Consider the following 20,647-nt stretch of genomic DNA (forward strand, 5'->3'; position numbering starts at 1 on the left):
ATCAATGAGGGTAAGTCTTTATTCTTGTTGATCTGAGCAAACCAAAACCTGGCGGATGATTTCTGCGGAAAACCCTCTTCCTGCCAGAAAGCGTGCCTGTTTACTGCGTTCTTTCAGATTTTCAGGAATCACACCGAATTTCTTGCGCCATATTTCACAAGCAGTCTGCAATTCGGTTTCTTTTAAATCAGCCATAGCCGTACTGATCAAATGATCGGCAATGCCTTTTTCTTTCAACTCATGGCGGATTCGCTGCGCACCATATTTGTGCCTGCGACCATGCACTACTTGCTCGACTAGCCGTTCCGCTGAAAGAAGGCCACGTTGTTCCAGCACATCCAGTACTTCCGACAGTGCTTCAGGCGTCTGAGCATGGCTGGCTAACTTCTTTTCCAGTTCAAGCCGAGAATATTCCCGTCTGGCCAAAAGGCTCACTGCCCGGGTTTGTAAACTCAGCTTGATATTCATCAATCACCGAATTTCTCTTCTGCTTGAACAACTTTAGGCGGCTCAGCCAAACCCGCAGCAACCCGGATTTTTTGCTCGATTTCTTTGGCCATTTCCTTATGCTCTTTCAGATAATCGCGCGCATTGTCTCTACCTTGACCGATCTTTTCGCCATTGTAGGAATACCAGGCACCTGCTTTCTCGACCAATTTATGCAATACACCCAATTCAATGATTTCACTTTCCCGCGAGATGCCTTCCCCATAGAGAATATCGAAATCAGCTTCCTTGAATGGTGGCGCCACCTTGTTCTTGACAACTTTCACTCGGGTTTCATTGCCGATCACTTCATCTCCCTTTTTGAGCGAGCCAGTGCGGCGTATATCCAGTCGTACCGAAGCATAGAACTTCAAGGCATTTCCACCGGTTGTCGTTTCAGGACTGCCAAATATCACACCGATCTTCATACGGATCTGGTTGATAAAAATCACCATGGTATTGCTTCGCTTGATATTGGCAGTCAATTTACGCAGCGCCTGCGACATCAGTCTTGCTTGCAGCCCCATCTGCGGCTCACCCATTTCGCCTTCGATCTCTGCGCGCGGTGTCAAGGCGGCCACAGAATCCACCACGACGATATCGACCGAGCCGGAGCGAACCAGCATATCGGTAATTTCGAGTGCCTGCTCGCCATTATCGGGCTGCGAAATCAGCAGCTCCTGAATATTGACTCCTATTTTCTTGGCATATTGCGGATCCAGCGCATGCTCAGCATCAATAAAGGCAGCCGTCCCGCCCAATTTCTGCATTTCGGCAATCACCTGCAAAGTCAGCGTAGTTTTACCGGATGATTCAGGACCATAAATTTCAATGACCCGCCCTCGTGGCAATCCACCCACACCCAACGCGATATCCAGCCCCAAGGAGCCAGTGGAAACCACCTGAATATCGTTAGCCACATCGCTAGCATCCATCCGCATGATCGAGCCTTTACCAAACTGCTTTTCAATCTGGGAAAGCGCAGCAGCTAGCGCTTTATTTCTATTTTCGTCCATCTTTTTTCCTGTTAACAATTCATTGAATTATCGCATATTCAATCCAGGAAAAAACAAACTTGCGGCAGCGTATTGCACGATGCGTATCAAGCTTCGCGAAAAATCAGCAAAAACTTCAAGTATATGGCTCGCCTGCGATATAATTTGCATTTGCTGACATTGAGACAATTCTTTTCTTATAGTCTTGGCGATAATAGGGAGAAAATCATTAGAATCATTTTGTTAGGTGCCCCTGGAGCGGGTAAAGGCACTCAGGCCAACCATATCAAAGAACATTTTGGTATCCCACAAATCTCGACTGGGGACATGCTGCGTAATGCTGTCAAGGCCGGGACAGAGCTTGGTATCATGGCAAAAAAAATTATGGAGTCAGGGGGTCTGGTGTCAGATGACATCATTATCAATCTCGTCAAAGAGCGTATTGCTGAACCTGATTGCGTCAATGGCTTTTTGTTTGATGGCTTTCCCCGCACCATTCCTCAAGCAGAAGCACTAAAAGCAGCCAATATACCGATCGATTATGTCGTCGAAATCGATGTGGTGGATGCCGAAATTATCAAGCGCATGTCCGGTCGCCGGGTACATCCAGCTTCGGGTCGTACCTATCATATTGAATTCAACCCACCCAAAGTAGACGGCAAAGATGATGTAACAGGTGAACCATTGATCCAGCGGGACGATGACCGAGAAGAAACTGTGAGAAAGCGTTTGCAGGTTTACCATGATCAAACCAAACCACTCATCCAGTACTACTCGAATTGGTCAGCCAGTGGAAAGCCCGGTGCGCCGCGTTATATCAAAATCGCCGGTATTGGTGATGTGGAAGCCATTTGCCGCAGCATCATGACATCGCTCACAAATAAGTCCTAAAACTTTTTTGATAAGTTTTTGTGAGCTCTTTCCGAAAATAAATAAAAAAGATGTGCTAACGTTTTAATCAATCAGGAGAAAAAATCATATGGCAATAAAAAATGCATTCTATGCACAATCTGGCGGTGTAACTGCCGTTATTAATGCCTCTGCGGCGGGTGTTCTGGAAACAGCCCGTGCGCATAGCGACAAAATCGGCAAAGTGTTCGCTGGCCGTAATGGCATCATTGGTGCACTAACGGAGGACTTGATCGATACCAGCGCAGAATCTGCCGAAGCAATCAGAGCATTACGTCATACGCCTTCCGGCGCTTTCGGTTCCTGTCGTTATAAATTGAAAAGCCTCGAACAGAACCGGCGTGAATACGAACGTTTGATCGAAGTGTTCAAGGCACACGACATCGGTTATTTTTTCTATAACGGCGGCGGAGATTCAGCGGATACCTGTCTTAAAGTATCACAGTTGTCAGACACACTCGGTTATCCTCTCAAAGCCATTCATGTTCCTAAAACGGTCGATAACGATTTGCCCATTACCGATTGCTGCCCCGGGTTTGGTTCGGTTGCAAAATATATAGCAGTATCGACGCGTGAGGCCAGTTTTGACGTCGCAAGCATGGCTAAAACATCCACCAAAGTGTTTGTGCTGGAAGTAATGGGCCGTCATGCAGGCTGGATTGCTGCTGCGGGCGGATTAGCTTCGAGTAAAGACTGCGAAATTCCCATTGTGATCCTGTTTCCGGAAATTACTTTTAATAAAGAAAAATTTCTTGCAAAAGTCGATAGCTATGTCAAGCAATTCGGCTATTGTTCGGTAGTGGTGTCAGAAGGCGTCAAAGGCGCGGATGGCAATTTCCTTTCTGACCAGGGGCTACGTGATGCGTTTGGTCATGCACAGTTAGGCGGTGTTGCGCCGGTAGTCGCAAATATCATCAAGGATGGGCTAGGTCTTAAATATCACTGGGGGGTAGCTGATTATCTCCAACGTGCAGCACGACATATTGCTTCCAAAGCCGATGTGGAGCAAGCCTATGCAATGGGCAAAGCAGCAGTTGAATATGCGATCGCCGGGCATAACTCAGTCATGCCAACGGTTGAACGTGTCTCCAATACACCTTACAGCTGGAAAGTAGGCATGGCTGAATTATCCAAAGTCGCCAATGTAGAAAAAATGATGCCAGCAGACTTTATTACCGAGGACGGCTTTGGCATTACGGAAAAATGCCGTGAATACCTCTCACCGCTGATCGAGGGCGAGGATTATCCTCCCTATAAGAATGGATTGCCCGATTATGTCCGGCTGCAGAACATCGCGGTCAGTAAGAAATTGGGTGAATTCAAGCTTTAATCTCATACAGTTACATTCTGATGGCAAGAACGTATAAAATAGGCGCTCTCGCTGTTTCTGGTTCAAATTAGATGATTGATGCGAAATTTTCAGACCAAATTTCGCATGTTTTTCAGGTGGTCTGGCTTTAATTGGAGTTCTTTATGGCAAACGGTTTAACGATCGCAATTTTCAGCGCGATTCTTGCCCTGGTTTTCAGTGGCATCTGGATCCGGCGTATCTATGCTCAGTCTCCCGGCAATGCACGTATGCAGGAAATCGCTGCTGCCGTACAAGAAGGTGCGTCGGCTTATCTCAAGCGCCAATACATGACGATCAGTATGGTTGGTGTGCTTTTATTTCTTGCCATAGGCGTGGCGCTCACGTGGAGCACAGCCTTTGGTTTTGCTTTAGGCGCAGTGCTTTCTGGTGTTGCTGGCTTCATGGGTATGTCCGTATCTGTACAATCCAATGTACGCACGGCCGAAGCGGCACGTACTGGCCTCAATGAAGCATTGGAAATTGCATTCCGCGGCGGAGCAGTTACTGGCATGCTGGTAGTAGGGCTTGGATTATTAGGGGTAGCAGGGTATTGTGCACTGTTATACAGTAATTCAACCGCGGATCAACCAATGAGTGACATCATTCACCCATTGGTTGGCTTCGCTTTTGGTGGTTCGCTGATTTCCATCTTCGCGCGCCTGGGTGGAGGTATTTTCACAAAAGGTGCAGACGTTGGTGCAGACCTGGTAGGCAAGGTAGAAGCGGGAATCCCTGAAGATGATCCACGTAATCCGGCAGTAATCGCGGATAACGTGGGCGATAATGTTGGTGATTGCGCTGGAATGGCAGCCGATTTGTTTGAAACCTATGCCGTTACCATCATCGCGACCATGATACTGGGTTCTTTGTTGTTCACGTCGGATGGTGCCAGCGCTGTTGTTTATCCATTGATGCTGGGTGCAGTCTCGATTGTCGCGTCTATCATAGGTTGCTACTATGTCAAAATGCGTGAAGGCGGCAAAATCATGAATGCGCTTTATCGTGGACTAGCCGTTGCAGGCGGCATTGCATTTTTTGCCTATCTGCCCGTCACTGTCTGGTTTATGGGTGGTCTCTCGTTAAATCATGATGGTGTTGATATCGCCGGCGGTGAACTGGTCATGCGCTTGTTTATTTGCGCCGCTATTGGATTGATTCTGACAGGATTGATGGTAATCATCACCGAATATTACACCTCGACTGAATATCCACCTGTTCAGCATATCGCTAACGCATCGACTACAGGACATGGTACCAATATCATCGCAGGTCTCGGCGTATCCATGCGTGCTACTGCAGCACCTGTTCTGGCAGTGTGTGCAAGTATCCTGATTGCTTATTCATTGGCGGGTCTGTATGGTATTGCCATTGCGGCTACCGCCATGCTGTCCATGACCGGTATTATTGTTGCACTTGATGCCTATGGTCCCATTACTGACAATGCAGGTGGTATTGCTGAAATGTCTGGCATGCCTGAGTCCGTGCGTGCGATTACTGATCCACTCGATGCAGTTGGTAACACTACCAAAGCTGTAACCAAAGGTTATGCCATTGGTTCGGCAGGGCTAGCCGCACTGGTGCTGTTTGCTGATTATACCTATGGCCTGGAGCATGCTAATAAGTTGCTCACTTTTGATTTGTCTAACCACCTGGTCATTATCGGTCTGTTCATTGGTGGCATGGTGCCTTACTTGTTTGGTGCCATGTCGATGGAAGCCGTTGGGCGTGCCGCGGGCTCAGTGGTCATTGAAGTGCGCCGTCAATTCAGTGAAATTCCAGGCATCATGGAAGGAACGGCTAAACCAGATTATTCCCGTGCGGTTGACATGCTGACCAAAGCAGCCATTAAAGAAATGATCGCACCATCATTGCTGCCAGTTCTGGTTCCTGTACTGGTGGGCGTATTCCTCGGTCCACAAGCACTTGGTGGTGTATTGATGGGCTCTATCATTACCGGTCTGTTCGTGGCTATTTCCATGACAACGGGTGGTGGTGCGTGGGATAACGCAAAAAAATACATTGAAGATGGTCACTATGGTGGCAAAGGAAGTGAAGCTCACAAATCGGCAGTTACTGGTGACACTGTTGGCGATCCGTACAAAGACACGGCTGGCCCAGCCATCAATCCGCTGATCAAAATTATCAACATCGTGGCATTACTGATCATTCCGTTGCTGTAATGGAATAATTGTTGGTCTTTGAAAAAGCCCACCACTTAAAGCTGGTGGGCTTTTTTTCTAACTACTAACTGCGTTTTCATCATTGCTATCATCCTGTCGTTGCATTCTCTGGCTACATTACGTAGGATTGATCGTGAATGCCAGTGAGCAAATTAAAGTACTATCAGCTCGTCAGCAATCACTCGTGTTTACAATCTTTATCAAAACTCTATGTAACTGTTTGTATTAACAACATTAACAGGAGAATCAAGATGAACGTCAAAGCACGTACACTTATACTAGCGATCGGACTTACCTCTTTTGCAACGCTCACCTTTGCTAACAAATATGAAACAGAGGTCAAGCTTTATCAGCTTCCAGAAGCTGTTCAGAAAACTATCATTGTAAACTTACAAGGTGGGGAAGCTGAAAAGATTGAAAAGGAAATAGCGAATTCAGTCACCACTTATGAGGTTCATGTCAAAAGACATGTCGGTGACACTTTTAAAATGAAGGTCGATAAAAATGGCAGGCTGGTTTTAGAAGGCAAATAGCTAAATTCTGGAATTAAAAAACTCTACAAATTATTGTGGGTCTGACTGATCATCAGTCAGACCCGACTCAATCATTCAGCTCTACCTCATTCCGTTACAAAATCAAACATAATGCTCAGGTGGAATCACATTCTATCCAGACGATGCAACAAAGAAAAACTGGTAAAGCAAATTTTGAGTTGGAGTTGGAAAAAAACTAGAAAAGGGTAATTATGTTATACAAGATCATTCGTTTCCTGAGCTGGGTTTTCATAATCACCGTTGCTACCTTGTTAAGCGCACATGCTCAGACAAATTTAGTAAAGGGGCCAGATCAATCCACATCGGTTCATAAGCATGAACGCACGGAGCAAGCTCATCATTCAGAACCATCCGGTCAGCTCGCGCCCAGGCTGCAAAATCTTGGCACTCATACTTTTCCAGTAAGCACCAACAACCCGCAGGCACAATTATTCATGAATCAAGGATTGAATCTAGCCTATGGATTCAATCATGCCGAAGCAGGTCGTGCCTTCAGCGAAGCCGCGCGACTTGATCCTACCCTGGCAATGGCTTATTGGGGGCAGGCGCTCGTGCTGGGGCCCAATATTAATGCAATGATGGATCCAAAGAAAGAGCAACAGGCACTTGAGCTTGTTCAAAAAGCGGTTGCGCTGATGGCAACCGCAACACCGAGAGAACAGGTGCTGATTCGTGCACTGGAAAAGCGTTACTCGGGTAAAGCAGAAGATCGCAGCGTGAATAATCAAGCTTATGCAGCAGCCATGCGATCTGCACACCAACGTTTTCCGGATGATCTTGATATCGCCATGCTCTATGTCGAAGCGATGATGGATCTTCGGCCTTGGGGCTACTGGATGCCAGATGGGCACCCCTATGAAGGCACAACTGAAATTGTAGCGATCACCGAAGAAATCATGCGCAAAAATCCGAAGCATCCCGGCGCCGTGCACATGTATATCCATCTTATGGAACCCACCTGCACACCCGAGCGTGCGGAAAAAGCAGCGGATACCTTGTTGACACTCATGCCAGATGCGGGTCATACGGTACACATGCCCTCGCATATTTATCAGCGGATCGGGCGCTATGCAGACTCGATGAAAAGCAATCAGCTCGCTATCACTGCGGATGAACACTATCTTACCCAATATCAAGCGCAAGGGATCTATCCGATGGGTTACTATCCGCACAACATCCACTTTCTTTGGTTTGCAGCCACACTGGATGGACAAAGCAAGATTGCGATTGAGGCGGCCCGCAAGGCAGCAACCAAGATTGATGATGCCGTGCTGAACGAGTTACCCGAAACGGCGATATTTCGTGTCATCCCGTACTGGTCGCTGGCACGATTTGGTCACTGGCAAGCCGTTCTCCAGGAACCGGCACCCCCTGCGAGCAATGCGTTTCTGACAGGTAGTTGGCACTATGTGCGGGGTCTCGCATTTGTGGCAACGGGCCAACTGCAGCAAGCGGAGCAAGAGCTCGCATCATTGCGTAAGATCATGCAGAACCCAAGCCTGGATGCAACGCTCTTCTCGCAGAATACAGCTCGCACGGTACTCGCCATCGGCCTCGAGGTATTGGCCGGTGAGATCAAAGCTGCCCATGGGAAGTTCGATGAAGCAATTGCACATCTCGATCGCGCTGTTCGCCTGGAAGATGGCCTGGTTTATACTGAACCGGCTGAATGGCATTTCCCGCCACGTCTGGCGCTGGGGGCAATTCTGCTCGAAGCAGGGCGTCCAGCCGAAGCAGAAACAGTTTACTGGGAAGACCTGCGGCGTAACCGCAATAATGGCTGGGCATTGTACGGTCTGCTGCAAGCATTGCGTGCTCAGCAGAAAAATGATCAGGCAGTCCTTATCGAGGCTCGCTTCAAGAAGGCATGGGAGCGTGCTGACATCATGCTCAATGCCTCACGCTTTGGGCGGGATGTCGACTCCATTGTCATGAAAAGAGAGTGATAACAACGCGCTAGATCTGCTGGAAGTACATTAGAACCAGCTGGTCTGTCTGCTCCAGGCCGGATAGAAAATCACATCCTTTACCTGTCGATCACCATGCGAAAATCATGTGATCTCTGAAAGGCATCCATCTTAAGAATTTCCTTAATTCTTATCCATCTAAACAGTACTCTTGTTGAAAAACGTGCATTAAGATTTTTATCTATATCTTCTTGCCTAACAATGGAGATATTTCAACCTAGATTCCTCAGTTGGGCAGGATGGAGTGTGTGATTTTGCGAGTGCAGGGCAAGGCACAACGATGCGGAATGGTCGTTCCATTCCAAAGAGTTGCAACGCAGCCATGCGCTTGCAAAATTGCGCAATCCGTCCTGCAGCGGAAACACCCAGAGGGTGAAAATGAAATATGTAGGAAAAATTATTATATTCATAATGTTAACATCAGAACGAGCGATCAACTGAGGAATCTAGGTTCAAGAATGCTAAATGTTGTCGGACTTCCATAGGCTTAGGGCGAAAAATTATGGGCACAATGTCTCTCAATATCGCGCAACTAATCGTCGGATTGTTATGCCTCTCGTTGCTGGCTTGCCAGCCAAAAAACAATGAACAATTATTTCAGCAGACTACTGCGCACTCCAAGAACGAGGTGATACTCGACGAAAGATCACCCAAGCACAGCTATATCAAAGAAGCAGTTGTCGACTTAATCCAGCGTCCGCTCATGGAGCAAGTAACCGGTAAAATTACTTATGATGAAACCCGCACCGTTCGTGTTTCTTCACCGATTGCAGGGCGAGTGGTTGGAACCATTGCCGAAGTAGGAAGCCATGTTCGTATAGGTGACATATTAACGGAATTGGATAGTCCTGAGCTTGGGCAGGCGCAAGCTGCTTACGCTGGAGCATTAGCTGATTTGAACCTGGCTAACCATACTTTCCAGCGTGTGCGATTACTATACGATAATGATGTCGCGCCACGTAAGCAATTGGAGCAAGCAGAAGATGATCTAATCCGTGCTCGTAGCGAAGCAGAAAGAGCCCGCCTCAGACTTGCAAACCTGGGGATACGCGACAGTCTTCGTATGAATAACCGTTTTGTTTTACATGCTCCCCTCTCAGGGGTTATCACAGAGCGCAATATCAATCCAGGCATGGAAATCAAACCTGATCTGAGCGAACCATTATTTGTTATTTCTGATCTCTCTAGATTATGGGTACAAATTGATATCTTTGAGAAGGATATTGGTTTGATCCATACCGGTGCCAAAGCAGTGCTGAACGTCGAAGCGTATCCCAGTGAAGATTTCACTGCAACGGTTGATTACATTGGTCAGATAGTGTATGAAACGACGCGCACAGTGAAGGTGCGCTGCATATTGTCTAACACAGATGGTCGTCTGTTACCTTTCATGTTTGCCAGTGTCAAAGTGCAAAGCGATCCGACAGATCTGGCAATAGTTGTACCGTTAACAGCATTATTTACTGAAAATGAATCTGAATGGGTATATGTCAATATCGGTAATTATCACTACCAGAAACGGCTTGTCAAAACGGGGTTGCGTCTCAAAGAGAAAGTAGTGATTCATGAAGGCCTGAAGCCTGGTGAGCGCCTCGTGACCGATGGCGCGCTCTTGCTGCGCGCCGAGCAAGAAGCTGAGCAGCTAAAAGAAGAAACACGCAATGATTACTAGAGTTATCGCATTCTGCCTGCAACAGCATTTGATTATTATTGGCGCATCTCTCCTACTGATTGCACTAGGTATTCGATCATTTGAACGTCTGCCAGTCCAGGCTTTTCCAGATGTACAAAATGTTTTTGTACAAGTCGTTACTCAATATCCCGGTCAGGCTCCGGAAGAAGTGGAAAAACTGATTAGCTTACCGATCGAAAGGGCAATGAATGGTCTTCCGCATTTGCTCAATATGCGTTCCGTATCGATTTTTGGCTTATCTGTTGTAACGTTGACTTTCGACGATACTGCTGAAGATTATTTTTCCCGGCAGCAGGTACTTGAACGATTACGTGGCATTCATTTGCCAGCGGATGTAACACCATTACTCGGTCCTTTAACTACCGGCATAGGTGAAATTTATCGTTATCTCATTGAAGCGCCCGAAACTACTTTAATAGAACAGCGAGCAATACAAGATTGGACGATTGAGCCTATGCTTCGCAGTGTTCCCGGGGTAGCTGACGTAGTGGGCTTCGGTGGAGGCATCAAGCAATATCAGATCCAGATTGATCCTCATAAACTAAAAAATTACAAACTCACTCTTCCTGAAGTCTATCAGGCCATCGCTGCCAGTAATGCCAATATCGGTGGCAGTTTTATTGAGCATGGTGATGAAGCATTGGTAGTACGAGGAACTGGCTTGTTGCAATCTGTTGATGACATCAAAGAAATTGTTGTTTCTACTCGGGAGGACACGCCTGTTTTTGTCAAAAATATCGCCGAGGTCATTATTGGCCCACAGACATACAGTGGTATTGTTGGCTATAACAAATACGATAATGTAGTCCAGGGGATAGTTTTACTTATCAAAGGAAAAAATGCCATTGAAGTGTTGAATGGGGTAAAAGAAAAAATCAACCACCTTAACCATTATGGCTTACCTCCCGGGGTCAAGATTATTCCCATTTATGATCGTACAGATCTGGTCCAGAAAACTGTACATACGGTTGAGCGGAATATGTTGGAGGGTATCGCACTGGTTCTGGTGATTATACTTATTTTTCTCCGCCGGATATTAGCTTCATTGGTGATCATTATTGTTATTCCGCTGTCTTTATTATTTGCTTTTATTTTGATTGATATTGCGAATGTTTCCGCCAATTTGATTTCCCTCGGCGCTATCGATTTTGGCATCCTTGTCGATAGCGCGGTAGTCATGGTCGAGGCGGTCATGGTTAAAATGACGTTGGAAATGCGTCAACATATGAGTGTGGCACATATGCGTCAATCCATGCTGATAACAGCGGGAGAAATGGCCCGCCCCATATTGTTTACTAAGACCATCATCATTGTTGCAATGATACCTGTTTTTACGTTTCAGCAAGTCGAGGGAAAGATATTTTCTCCGATGGCGCTCACAATCAGCTTTGCCTTGGCGGGTGCGCTTATCATCAGTTTAACCTTAATCCCCGTCCTGTTAAGTTATTTCATTGGCCCTAAACTGATTGAACGACATAATCCGTTGGTGCATAGCATGCAACAATGGTACCAGAAGCTATTGGAAGCGGTATTACGCCATTCTTCCAGGTTATTCATGGGCGCGAGCTTGGCTCTGGCGTTGTCATTGGCTTCGATCCCATGGATTGGTACTGAATTTATGCCCAAGCTCGACGAAGGCAATATTTGGTTAACAATCACAATGCCTACCTCAGTTTCCTTGAGAAAAGCTAAAGAACTGGAAACAGATGTGCGTATGCGCTTGCTTGAATTCCCCGAAGCAAGCTCTGTGCTTACACAACTGGGACGTCCCGAGGACGGAACTGATCCGAAGGGCTTTAATAACATCGAGGTCTTAATAGATCTCAAGCCAAAGAGTGCTTGGCGGTATGCAAGCAAGGATGAATTGATTAAAAGGATGAAGGATCGTCTAGCAATATTCCCTGGCATGCAGTTTAATTTCTCTCAAGTAATACAAGACAACGTAGAGGAAGCCATTTCTGGTGTCAAGGGTGAAATTGCCATCAAAATTTTTGGCCCAAATCTTAAAATCCTGCAAGAAAAAGCGAATAAAATCACCCATATACTACGTTCTACAGAGGGTGCTACGGATGTGGCTGCTGAACAGCAAGCAGGTCTGTCTCAGATGGTCATTACCATAAACCGGGCAAAAATTGCACGTTATGGAATTAATATCGCTGATGTGGAAAATGTGATTGCAATGGCAATTGGAGGAAAAGCGGCTACGCAAATGTTGGAGGGCGAACGGCTGTTTGACATTACAGTGCGGTTAATTAGTTCGGCGCGCGATTCGGTGGGGGCAATTGAGAATATCACCGTCCTGTCTTCGGATGGCAGTCATATCCCATTAGCCGAGTTAGCCGATATCAGGATTAATCAAGGCGCTTCACGAATTACTCGCGAGGGTGGTATGCGCCGCATCGCTATCAAATGCAATTTAATCGGACGTGACCAGGGAAGTTTTGTAAGAGAAGCCCAGAAAAAAATTGCTGAACAAGTTGTGCTGCAGCCCGGTTATCGTACTGTCTGGAGTGGTCAGTTCGAAAATCAGCAGCGTGCAATGAAACGGCTGTCGTTTATCGTACCGCTCAGTTTAACCATGATTTTCCTGTTGCTGTTCTGGGCTTTCCTCTCGATCAGAAATGCCTTTCTGATTGTGTCGATTGTGCCCTTCGCCATGATCGGTGGACTGATAACTTTATTGCTTACTGGCATCCATTTAAGCATTTCCGCAGCGGTCGGGTTTATCGTGTTGTTCGGTATTGCAGTCCAGAACGGGATAATCCTGGTTTCTCATGTTAATGCCCTAAGGCGCGAAGGCATGACAATCTCTGAAGCGGTCTTACAGGGTTCCGTCGATAGATTGCGTCCTATTTTGATGACAGCGTTGATGGCAATGCTGGGGCTATTGCCTGCTGCTCTTTCTACTGGTGTGGGATCGGAAACTGCCAAACCTTTTGCAGTGGTTATTATTGGTGGACTGATAACCGCGACGATATCGACTCTGACCTTGCTTCCTGCGCTCTATCACAATTTTGATAAACAACACAACACGAGGATATCATGAAAGAAATTCGTGCCTATATTCAGCCATTCATGTTATCGAAACTCACTCAGACTCTGCAAGCCATCCCTGGCTTTCCAGGGATGAGTATCTCGGACTGCGAAGGTTTTGGAGAAAAGAAAATTAACAGTAAGCAGGATTATTCTCCGTATATGCCGAGAAAGCGCATTGAAATTTTTGCTCCTGATGAATTAGTGGATGTTATTTTCAATACAGTGATGGCAGCAGCTAATACGCATCAGCCTGGTGCAGGCAGGGTCTACATCATTGACGTTGAAAAAAGTGGGCATATTAGCGCGGGCGCTCCAGGATATTCCTGGGACTCAACCGACAATGTGTAAAAATGATCACTAGCAACAAAGGTTCATTGCCTTGGAGCAAATGGATAAAAACATAAATCGCATTGCAGCTCTCGACTGGATGCGGGGTATGGTCATGGTACTGATGGCGCTGGATCACGCTTCCGCTTTTTTCAACCAAGGGCGTGTCGCAAACGATACCATCGTCACGCATATGGTCGGGTCAGGTTTTGTTGCCGAACAATTTTTCACCCGCTGGGTAACGCATCTGTGTGCGCCTACCTTTGTGTTCCTGACGGGAACAGCCATGGCGCTCAGTATTGTGCAACGACGTGAAAAAGGCATGGATAGCAAAGCCATTGATCGTGATCTATTCATTCGCGGTGCATTCATTGCGCTGCTCGATATCGTAGTGTTTTCATTCCTGAGTGGAAAGCTGTATCTGCAAGTACTGTATGCGATCGGTGTCAGCATGATGATGATGGCGCTGCTTTATCGTTTGGGTAAGTGCGTGCTATTGATCAGCGCGCTGACCCTGCTCTTTGGTGGGGAAGCGTTCACCGTCTTGTTCTGGCAGCCTCAAGGTGAGGTGCCGCTTTGGCTGGCACTGACCTTCGCTCCCTGGTTCAGCGAATCATTTACGGTACTCTATCCGGTGATTCCATGGCTCGCCATCATGATGCTGGGATGGGTGTTTGGCGACTGGCTGATAACCCGCAAGAAAAGCGCCTGGTCAGTTGCTCGCGTACTATTGGTGGGAAGCCTGCTGGCCTTAGCTTGCTTCCTGCTCGTGCGTGGCTTTAACGGCTACGGCAACATGTTGCTGTATCGCGAAGACCATTCGCTCATCCAGTGGCTGCATGTCAGCAAGTATCCGCCGAGCATCAGCTATATTTCACTGGAACTGGGACTGATGGCGATCATGCTGGCGGCTATGCTATGGTTGCAGCCGAAGATCGGCATCCGTCCATATGGTCCCATTCTGGTATTCGGCCAGACAGCACTTTTTTTCTACCTCGCGCATTTTCCCGTGCTGGCTATGCTCACCCTGTTTCTGGAGCGCGCTGGACTTGGACAGGCTTATCTTGCTGCGATCATCACGCTGGCGGCGCTCTACCCGGTTTGTTGTCTCTATCGCGCCTTGAAATGGCGTTATCCAGACAGTATCCTGCGGTTTGTTTGAAGGGCGTAAGCGCACACATCTCTTAGGGCACGTGACTATTCTTTCCTGATGTTTCTGGGACGAAGGGATAAAAATGTATGCAATTGCATTATTGCCTGCCTATTTTTTATCCCTTAGCATGATCATGTAGTGAAGCTGGATTAGTTTGACGCGTTGCTTCTGCTCTGCTTCAGGAGTGTCAATCAGAAAAATTGGAGTCAAATAATTAAGCTACTCTGACTTCAGTTATTTGTATTTTTTCTCTATATAGGAGACTGCAAAAATGAAACTTTCACTCATACTAGCTGTACTCTTAGCAGCATCTTCCCTAACTGCCTGTATGGAACCAAAACCAGGGCAGTATCCGCCAAGTGCGATGATGGAACGTGAATCTATGCCGGACAAAGCTGATGAGAAAAAATCAAAAGGCTAGAGCTAAACATATCGCTCCAATATGATGCAAATATGATGATTAAAATATTTTAACCGCCCTTTCAGGGCGGTTTTTGTTATTGGCGTCTTAATCGGGGCCAGAGTCTGATGTCGTTATGGTAACCAGATCCACGAGCACTATCTGCTTTCCCATTCCCCTATAAAAATCTTATTAAGTTATTGAAGTAATTTGTATGTTTTAGAGAATTTCTCAAAGATAGATCTTTTTTCAATTTTATGGCAAGGGGTGAAAATTGTATACAGTTGCATTATTGCCCGCCTATTTATCATCCCTTAGCATTATCTTGCAATAAAAGTGAATTGGTTTGATCTGTTGCTTCCGCAGAGTTTCAAGCGCCGATCTGCTTTGTTGGTTGTTTTTTACTTTTTGATCCGGCCAAGTGAAGTTTCATTTCGGAGACCCAATTCTGGTTAACCCTTACCACATAAAGGAGGTATCTATGCCAAAGAAGGCTGCATTCATTACCGTTCATGGAATGGGACGAACCGACCTCAACTACAACCAGGAAATCGTACAGAAACTAAAGAGACGATTAGGATCACTATCAGATAATATCTACATGGGGAAAGTTTATTACCAAGATATTCTTCAATCAAATGAAGATCGCGTCTGGCATAGTGTTGATCGCCAATTAAAATGGGATGAACTTCGGAAATTTTTACTTTTTGGCTTTGCCGACGCAACAGGTCTTGAAAGCAATAAGGACAGAAATGGTAGTGATTATTGGAAAGCACAAGTCACAATCGCGAAGGAATTGCTTAAAGCGCGAGATGCAATGGAGGGCGACGGCCCTGTAGTTTTTCTGGCGCAATCTCTTGGTTGTGAGGTAATTTCATGCTACTTCTGGGATGCCAATCAGACTACTCCTGACAAGCTGCCTACAACTGGTATCTGGCAGAATATTTCAGATGCAGCGGCGGACATAACTGGGGGAAGAAATCTTAAAGAGGAAGAAGTTGCTTTTCTTCGAGGCTCGCATTTTCGCGTATTCATTACGACAGGCTGCAATATCCCTATCTTCGTTGCCGCGCATGCAAAGGATGACATCCTTCCCATCCACCCAAATAATAGCTTTGAATGGCATAACTATTATGACAAAGATGATGTCCTGGGTTGGCCATTAGCTGTACTTTCTGATCAGTATGGAAAAGTAGTTGTTGATCACCCCATTAACGTAGGAGGAGGGATGATGGGTTGGCTCTTAAAGAGTTGGAATCCACTATCTCATACCCAATACTGGGTAGATGACGGAGTACTCGATCCGTTAGAACAGAAACTGCGTACTCTACTTTCCTAAACATAGAACTAACCCATTATCAGGAGATACTTTTGGGGGAGCTACACAGTTAGGTGAAGAGGCACCGCACAACGAACTCATTCCATTTCCAAATCAAACATGACACAAAAACGAATCGCAGGCAGTATAAATAATACGGCAAAAAGAAGTTGGCAAAGTCAGGTTTGATTTAGAAATGAAATAATGTGCCACAGCAGCTCATTATTCAGACCTTCTTTAGCATTTTTCACTACTAGGAATTCATATGGTCAGCCGAACATCTGAAACGCTTTCACCGGTTTTGTATTTACCGCATGGTGGTGGGCCATTGCCCATTCTAGGTGATAAAACACATGAGAAGATGGTTTCTTTTCTGACAGAGATCGTAAGCAAGCTGGGTGAGCCGTCAGCGATTTTAGTCATTAGTGCCCACTGGGAGGAAGATATAGCGACAATAACAAGTGGCAGTCATCCTGGAATAATCTACGATTACTACGGATTTCCTGCTGAAGCTTATCAAATTCAATACGCTGCAGCTGGTCACCCACAGTTAGCTAAAAAAGTGTTTGAACTGATAGCAGCAAATGGCATTCCAGTAAGACTTGATGAACAGCGAGGTTTTGATCATGGTTTATTTGTGCCGCTCAAGCTGATGTATCCGAATGCGCAGATACCCTGCATCGAGTTATCGCTGCTCAAGAATTTAGACCCTGGAAAGCATATTGCTCTAGGAAAAGCCATCACGTCTTTACGAAAGAAAAACATCTTGATTATCGGCTCAGGTATGTCGTTTCATAATTTAAAAGCATTTTTCTCGCGAGAAATTGATGGCAGCAAAGAAAACAATGAATTTGATAGCTGGCTAATCGAAACGTGCACCGGCCAGATTCTTTCACCTGAAGAGCGTGAACAGCGATTGATTGAGTGGGAAAAAGCGCCGTCTGCTCGATTTTGTCACCCAAGAGAAGATCATTTATTGCCGTTACATGTTTGCTACGGTGTCGCCTGTGCCGACACGCCGATAGCCGAAGTGGTTTTTAATCAGGAAATCATGGGCAAAAGGGTTACGAGCTTACTGTGGCAATAGAATGGGTAACCTTACAACTATCCAGAAGAGGGTAAAGTAACATGCTGCTGAATCGAGAAAGAGAGAGCCGCAGACAGTATAAATAATATGGAATACGGCAAGGACAAACCGACTAAGTCAAGTTTGATTTAGAAATGGAATTGCACCCTATCCCTTCTCGCTGATATCACTTCCATATTTGCCGTCCAATCTCTCAGATTTTCATTTTAAGACGAACTGCCCGGTCAAAAATACGGCCACCCAGCAGCCATCTTGATACTACCGCAATTTTAGAATCTGCAGGTAGTTCATGCCGCATAGGAGGAAAGGATGCGGTAGCTGCATTGAGTACAGCTTTCGCGATAATTTCCGGTCCGGGTGCTTGGGGTTCACCAGCCAGCAGCCGAGGGAGCGCGGTAAGCAACTTCTGATAAACGGACGGATGGGCAACTGTTTTGAGCAATTCAAACTCCTTTGCAGCAAATTCAGTTTTGATCAGGCCTGGGGCAATGAGCACCACGTTGATACCAAATTTCATGACTTCCCCGCGCAAGGTTTCCGATAGTGCTTCCACGGCATGCTTGGAAGCAGCATACCAGCCGAAACCTGGAATGGAGATTTTCCCCAGGATTGAGGTGATATTGATGATGCAACCGGATTTCTGCGCCCGCATATGGGGCACAACTGCCTGAATGAAACGGGCATAACCGAAAACGTTAACTTCAAATTGATGATGGGCAGCCTCCATGGAAACACATTCGATTGCACCCAACTGACCATAACCGGCGTTGTTCACGAGCAGGTCAATCCGATCTTTGCTTGCCATGGCATGGCTTACCGCCACTCGGATAGCATTGGCATCGGTTACATCTAGACAAATAGGCTCGATATTAGCCGAACGTATCTGTTCCAGGCGGTGCATGCGCCGTGCCATGGCAAATACGTAATAGCCATTCTTGGCAAGAAGTTTGGCAGTCGCTCTTCCAATACCGCTGGATGCTCCGGTAACCAATGCAACGCGTTGTGTCATGATTTAATGTAATTGTGTAAGTTATTGATAATAAATAATTATTATCCAAAAGACAATCAAAGCGCAACAAATTGTCATAGTTTGTAAATATATGAGTGATTCGTACTTCATTCGTACCTTCGTGACTTACTTTATATGATATTTTTTTCCATGAAGGCAAAATCTATCAAGGGAGTAGAAAAAAACTATCATTCATAAAATGATATGTTGTATCATATCAATGATATTAAGTAATATTGGAGTTCGATTGTATGTCTGTTCCGAATGTTTCGCATAAACCTCCCTGCCGCTTGCCCGTGACTATTCTCTCAGGCTTCCTGGGTGCAGGTAAGACCACAGTACTGAATCATATTCTCAATAATCGGCAAGGCCAACGCGTAGCGGTGATAGTGAATGATATGAGCGAAATCAATATCGATGCCTCGATGATCGAGAAAGAAATCTCGTTCAATCGCGCCGAAGAAAAATTAGTCGAAATGAGTAATGGCTGTATTTGCTGCACATTGCGCGAAGATCTCTTAATTGAGGTGCGCAAGCTCGCCTCAGAAAGAAAATTTGATTATCTGGTGATCGAGTCGACAGGCATTTCTGAGCCATTGCCGATTGCAGAAACGTTTACCTTTGAGGATGAAAATGGCGTCAGTCTATCGGATATCGCGCGGCTGGATGCCATGGTCACCGTAGTTGATGCGGTCAATTTTCTTAAAGATTTTGAAGAAGCGAAAATGCTGCAAGAGACGGGAGAGAGTCTTGGAGAGGGAGATGAGCGTAGCGTGGCTGATTTGCTGGTCGATCAGGTCGAGTTCAGCGATGTTATTCTGATCAATAAGATCGATCTGGTTAAACAAGATGCGTTAACCAAACTACAGGGTATTTTATGCAGCCTTAATACGCAAGCTGAGATCATCCCGATTGAAAATGGGCAGGTGGATTTAACCAAAGTGCTGAATACCCGTAAATTCAGTTTTGAGCGTGCCCAACAAGCGCCTGGCTGGCTCAAGGAATTACGTGGAGAACATATTCCTGAAACAGAAGAATATGGCATCAACAGCTTTGTTTACACAGCGAGAAGGCCGTTTCATCCGCAACGTTTTTACGATTTTCTTCACCAACCCTGGACAGAGGGCAAATTACTGCGCTCAAAAGGCTATTTCTGGCTGGCGACGCGACCAGACTATGTCGGGCAATGGAATCAGGCAGGAGGCATCGCGCGCTATGGTTATGGCGGAATATTCTGGAAAGCGGTGCCAAAATCACAATGGCCCCAGGATGAGGACTATCTGGCATCGATAAAGGAGCAGTGGGTAGAACCATTTGGCGATATGCGACAGGAACTGGTCTTTATCGGCCAGAATCTTGATGAACAAGCAATTCACCAATGGTTAGACGAATGTCTACTGACCGATGTCGAATTCCATGCTGGCAAAGCTTATTGGGCGACATTGCAGGACCCATTTCCTTCTTGGGAGAGAAATTGACATGCGTACGTCTACATTATCAGCCGATTTATCCGCCCACTTTTCAGTCAGGCAAAGTATAAGTGTAATAGGCCACGAACCAGAAATACTCTCGCGAATCTATGATAGCCTTATCAAAATATGCATTTTGCAGCGTGTGCTCAGCACCGATATCAAACAGTATGTCGCGTATTTACGGAAAGAACACGTTGGCTTCGAGTTGGCGCAGTCAATCAATATAGAGCACATAAGAAAACGCTTGAATGCATGGCTGCCCCAGCATCACGCACTTAATGCCTTCATTGAGGATGTAAGCTGGCTGGTTGAGATGTTTGCCTGCTTATTTGATTTGGAAAGCGTCGGCTTGCGGCTGAATATACTTACTACAACCATGTGCCCGCGTTTCCATACGGACAAAGTGCCTTGCCGCCTGATCACGACCTATGCTGGCAAAGGGACGGAATGGTTAGATAGCAAAACTATCGATCGTGTTATGCTTGCAGCTTGCAACGAATCCAAAGAAAAGGCAGAAGCATTCGCAAGACAATACCCAATTCAGAGCTTGCAGGAAGGGGATATCGCTTTGTTCAAAGGTGAGCGATGGGGAGAACAGAATAATCATGGCGTGATTCATCGTTCACCTGCGCTTGATACGAATGAAACGCGGCTGCTGCTTACTTTAGACCTTGCTTGAACCGACTATGAATACTGCTTAATCGTTTAAT

General features: G+C 46.1%; 18 protein-coding genes. 15 read left to right on the forward strand and 3 right to left on the reverse strand.

Features of this window, described 5'->3' with window-relative positions:
* Nucleotides 1–18: 18 nt before the first annotated feature.
* Together recX and recA are read right to left on the reverse strand one after the other, a co-directional pair.
* A complete protein-coding gene (gene recX / locus BLV54_RS05760; protein ID WP_090569069.1) occupies nt 19–468 on the reverse strand; it encodes a recombination regulator RecX in 450 nt (149 codons plus the stop codon).
* Nucleotides 468–1,502: a recombinase RecA gene (recA, locus tag BLV54_RS05765; RefSeq protein WP_090569072.1), complete on the reverse strand. Its 1,035-nt coding sequence runs from the start codon at nt 1,500–1,502 to the stop codon at nt 468–470. The genes recX and recA overlap by 1 nt, the downstream gene beginning before the upstream one ends.
* Before the next feature lie 207 nt (nt 1,503–1,709).
* Between recA and adk the strand changes: the two genes are divergently transcribed.
* From adk to BLV54_RS05825, 13 genes are all read left to right on the forward strand, one after another.
* Nucleotides 1,710–2,372 carry an adenylate kinase gene (adk, locus tag BLV54_RS05770; RefSeq protein ID WP_090569136.1) on the forward strand — a complete coding sequence of 221 codons (663 nt, stop codon included), beginning with the start codon at nt 1,710–1,712 and terminating at the stop codon, nt 2,370–2,372.
* 88 nt (nt 2,373–2,460) lie between these two features.
* A complete protein-coding gene (locus BLV54_RS05775; RefSeq protein ID WP_090569075.1) occupies nt 2,461–3,720 on the forward strand; it encodes a 6-phosphofructokinase in 1,260 nt (419 codons plus the stop codon).
* 143 nt (nt 3,721–3,863) lie between these two features.
* Complete coding sequence (locus BLV54_RS05780) at nt 3,864–5,921, forward strand: sodium-translocating pyrophosphatase (protein WP_090569078.1); 2,058 nt, start codon at nt 3,864–3,866, stop codon at nt 5,919–5,921.
* A 251-nt stretch (nt 5,922–6,172) separates the two neighbouring features.
* Nucleotides 6,173–6,454 carry a hypothetical protein gene (locus BLV54_RS05785; RefSeq protein ID WP_090569082.1) on the forward strand — a complete coding sequence of 94 codons (282 nt, stop codon included), beginning with the start codon at nt 6,173–6,175 and terminating at the stop codon, nt 6,452–6,454.
* A 212-nt stretch (nt 6,455–6,666) separates the two neighbouring features.
* On the forward strand, nt 6,667–8,421 hold the full coding sequence (locus BLV54_RS05790; protein ID WP_090569085.1) for a tetratricopeptide repeat protein: 1,755 nt from the start codon (nt 6,667–6,669) through the stop codon (nt 8,419–8,421).
* Nucleotides 8,422–8,686: 265 nt separating this feature from the next.
* On the forward strand, nt 8,687–8,818 hold the full coding sequence (locus BLV54_RS16710; RefSeq protein WP_256329174.1) for a hypothetical protein: 132 nt from the start codon (nt 8,687–8,689) through the stop codon (nt 8,816–8,818).
* Nucleotides 8,819–8,944: 126 nt separating this feature from the next.
* Nucleotides 8,945–10,114: an efflux RND transporter periplasmic adaptor subunit gene (locus tag BLV54_RS05800; RefSeq protein WP_256329175.1), complete on the forward strand. Its 1,170-nt coding sequence runs from the start codon at nt 8,945–8,947 to the stop codon at nt 10,112–10,114.
* Nucleotides 10,104–13,181, forward strand: coding sequence for an efflux RND transporter permease subunit (locus BLV54_RS05805; protein WP_090569090.1), 3,078 nt, complete (start codon nt 10,104–10,106; stop codon nt 13,179–13,181). Before BLV54_RS05800 ends, BLV54_RS05805 begins: the two co-directional genes overlap by 11 nt.
* The gene (locus BLV54_RS05810) at nt 13,178–13,519 is read left to right on the forward strand and encodes a P-II family nitrogen regulator (protein WP_090569093.1); all 342 of its coding nucleotides are present in this window, start codon (nt 13,178–13,180) and stop codon (nt 13,517–13,519) included. The genes BLV54_RS05805 and BLV54_RS05810 overlap by 4 nt, the downstream gene beginning before the upstream one ends.
* Nucleotides 13,520–13,559: 40 nt before the next feature.
* On the forward strand, nt 13,560–14,660 hold the full coding sequence (locus tag BLV54_RS05815) for an acetyltransferase domain-containing protein (protein ID WP_256329178.1): 1,101 nt from the start codon (nt 13,560–13,562) through the stop codon (nt 14,658–14,660).
* 262 nt (nt 14,661–14,922) lie between these two features.
* Nucleotides 14,923–15,072, forward strand: coding sequence for a hypothetical protein (locus BLV54_RS15995; protein ID WP_176969689.1), 150 nt, complete (start codon nt 14,923–14,925; stop codon nt 15,070–15,072).
* 460 nt (nt 15,073–15,532) lie between these two features.
* Complete coding sequence (locus BLV54_RS05820) at nt 15,533–16,390, forward strand: hypothetical protein (RefSeq protein WP_090569099.1); 858 nt, start codon at nt 15,533–15,535, stop codon at nt 16,388–16,390.
* 244 nt (nt 16,391–16,634) lie between these two features.
* The gene (locus tag BLV54_RS05825; protein ID WP_090569102.1) at nt 16,635–17,456 is read left to right on the forward strand and encodes a DODA-type extradiol aromatic ring-opening family dioxygenase; all 822 of its coding nucleotides are present in this window, start codon (nt 16,635–16,637) and stop codon (nt 17,454–17,456) included.
* A gap of 193 nt (nt 17,457–17,649) precedes the next feature.
* Here the strand turns inward: BLV54_RS05825 and BLV54_RS05830 are convergent, their stop codons facing one another.
* Nucleotides 17,650–18,465 carry an SDR family NAD(P)-dependent oxidoreductase gene (locus BLV54_RS05830; RefSeq protein ID WP_090569104.1) on the reverse strand — a complete coding sequence of 272 codons (816 nt, stop codon included), beginning with the start codon at nt 18,463–18,465 and terminating at the stop codon, nt 17,650–17,652.
* A 251-nt stretch (nt 18,466–18,716) separates the two neighbouring features.
* On the opposite strand from BLV54_RS05830, the gene zigA reads away from it, so the two are divergent.
* Both zigA and BLV54_RS05840 read left to right on the forward strand, forming a co-directional pair.
* Nucleotides 18,717–19,943 (forward strand): zinc metallochaperone GTPase ZigA, encoded by a 1,227-nt coding sequence (gene zigA, locus BLV54_RS05835; protein ID WP_090569107.1) that lies wholly within the window; start codon nt 18,717–18,719, stop codon nt 19,941–19,943.
* Between the two features lies 1 nt (nt 19,944).
* Nucleotides 19,945–20,616 (forward strand): DUF1826 domain-containing protein, encoded by a 672-nt coding sequence (locus tag BLV54_RS05840; RefSeq protein ID WP_176969690.1) that lies wholly within the window; start codon nt 19,945–19,947, stop codon nt 20,614–20,616.
* Nucleotides 20,617–20,647: the final 31 nt, after the last annotated feature.

It is taken from the genome of Nitrosomonas sp. Nm33, from assembly GCF_900107265.1.
In the GTDB taxonomy this organism is placed as follows: Bacteria; Pseudomonadota; Gammaproteobacteria; order Burkholderiales; family Nitrosomonadaceae; genus Nitrosomonas.